The sequence below is a fragment of the Bilophila wadsworthia ATCC 49260 genome, assembly GCF_000701705.1.
Lineage (GTDB): Bacteria > Desulfobacterota > Desulfovibrionia > Desulfovibrionales > Desulfovibrionaceae > Bilophila > Bilophila wadsworthia.
Genome location: NZ_JNJP01000180.1, coordinates 1 through 1,687 on the forward strand (window position 1 = coordinate 1; position 1,687 = coordinate 1,687).

At 60.2% G+C, this 1,687-nt stretch carries 3 protein-coding genes; all 3 read right to left on the reverse strand.

The genetic code is table 11. The features are described from left to right. Positions 1-162: 162 nt before the first annotated feature. Positions 163-648, reverse strand: coding sequence for a hypothetical protein (locus T370_RS0121795; protein WP_029437003.1), 486 nt, complete (start codon positions 646-648; stop codon positions 163-165). A gap of 1 nt (position 649) precedes the next feature. Continuing rightward, positions 650-1,333 carry a hypothetical protein gene (locus T370_RS0121800; RefSeq protein WP_029437004.1) on the reverse strand — a complete coding sequence of 228 codons (684 nt, stop codon included), beginning with the start codon at positions 1,331-1,333 and terminating at the stop codon, positions 650-652. Then, the coding region (locus tag T370_RS0121805; protein WP_248604303.1) for a head-tail joining protein at positions 1,330-1,687 on the reverse strand (358 nt) is incomplete at its 5' end. The genes T370_RS0121805 and T370_RS0121800, both read right to left, overlap by 4 nt.

Consider the following 1,687-nt stretch of genomic DNA (forward strand, 5'->3'; position numbering starts at 1 on the left):
AACGGTTCGCCACGCAGGACGGCGCTGGTCCGCAGGGGAAGGCCGAACGGCCTGTCCGGGCCGACATATACGGTCAACGCCTGCTTCCGGCGGGCAACCAGCTCCGGGGACGGGCTTTCGGCTCTCGCAGGCGATTTGCGGGCTGTTTTTGGGGATTCCTGCTCACTCATAGGTGTGTTCCTTCAAAGTGCCGCCCAACGGGGTGGACGGGATAACATATTGATATTCAGGGTAAACGGTAGCGTAATGATGTTCGATCCACTGCCTGTCAGGTTCCGGCATCGAAGACTTGAGCGGGTATTGCAGCTCAAACTTTTTGGCCACCACACGGTTACGGCGCAGGACAGCCCGCAGCCAGTCGAGGAGTTCCGCGAGGAGCAGCCCCGCCTGTTCCTGCCCTTCCGGGGCGAACATCCCGATCACGAGCGCCAGCGTTTCCCGGCCTTCTGCACCCTCCATGCCTTCATCAATGCCTCCGCTGGCCCATCGGATACAGATGAACGGGTAGGTTCCCCTTTGATCCTCCGGCAAACCATGAAGGAACACTTGAAGCTCCCCGTGCCCGCCATCGGACGCCGGAAACGGATAGTCTTGCATGGCCCCGATCAGCATTTCCCGTACCGACAGCAACAGTTCTTTGGATTTCATTCTATTTCCCCTTTGCCGCGAGCTTGGCTATACGAAAGTCGATCTCGTGCTGTAACACGGAGATGAACCGCCGCTTGACGTTTCTTCCAATGGGATCGACCACTTCATCGAACACCGCGAAATATTGGACCGTGTAATCATGCGTCCAAATGAGCGTCGGGACCGAGCGGCCTTGGTACTGGTGTCTGCGGCCAAGCTTTTCCTGCATGAAGCGGAGCTTCCCCGACTTGCCACGCAGCACGAACCCTTTCGAGCGGTCGGACGTCTTCGGCTTGTAACGGACGGGATAACGGGGGCCGAGCTGATACCCCGCACGCGGCCACTCATTACCTGTAGACCCTTTGGGCCGGGTTGGGGCGTTCGGGGCCAACCGGTAGGCATCGAGAGGGGTCTTCCGCCCGCTTACCCGGATGACGCCGAAAACCTTGTCCTTGTCGGCCACCTTGTAACGGCGGTCATGCTCGGCCCGTTTCTTGCCGTACATCTGGACAGGTTGAACGGCGTCCCGGATGACGGATCTCTTGAGGTACGCGAGAGCCGAGATTTCCTCCGTCATTTCCTTACGGGCGGTGGACAGGGAACGCTTCACGGCTTGCCACATCGCCCCCTGGCATTCCTTCGGGAACTCTTGCAGGGGCCTCAACAACCACGCCACATCCCTTCTGGACACCTCAATCTTGATCATGACCGCTCCCTGTACAGCCGGATGGTACGCAACGCCTCGCGGTCGGCGGTATCCACGTTCCAACGTTCGCCGTTGAAATTCACGGGCTTTCCGGGCCAAAGCTCATCGGGGAAGTCGGACAGGGCCACGGCCAACACGACGAACTCGTTGGAGACGCCGGGCCTGTCGTCCGCTTCGGGCCATGCCATTTCCGGCCTGTCCACCACGGCGTCGAGCGTTTTGCCCTCCAGCGTGACGGATTCGCCGAACTCGGCGGGGGTCAGGAACACGGAGTGGATTTCCTGCTCCAGGATCTCCTTGAAGAAGCTCTGGTTCATGAATGCCCTCCCCGCTCCTGCAACAGCGCCTCGGTCC

Coding starts and splice junctions, on each gene's coding strand:
- T370_RS0121795 (WP_029437003.1), bottom strand. CDS start 648: ATGAAATCCAAAGAACTGTTGCTGTCGGTACGGGAAATGCTGATCGGG.
- T370_RS0121800 (WP_029437004.1), bottom strand. CDS start 1,333: ATGATCAAGATTGAGGTGTCCAGAAGGGATGTGGCGTGGTTGTTGAGG.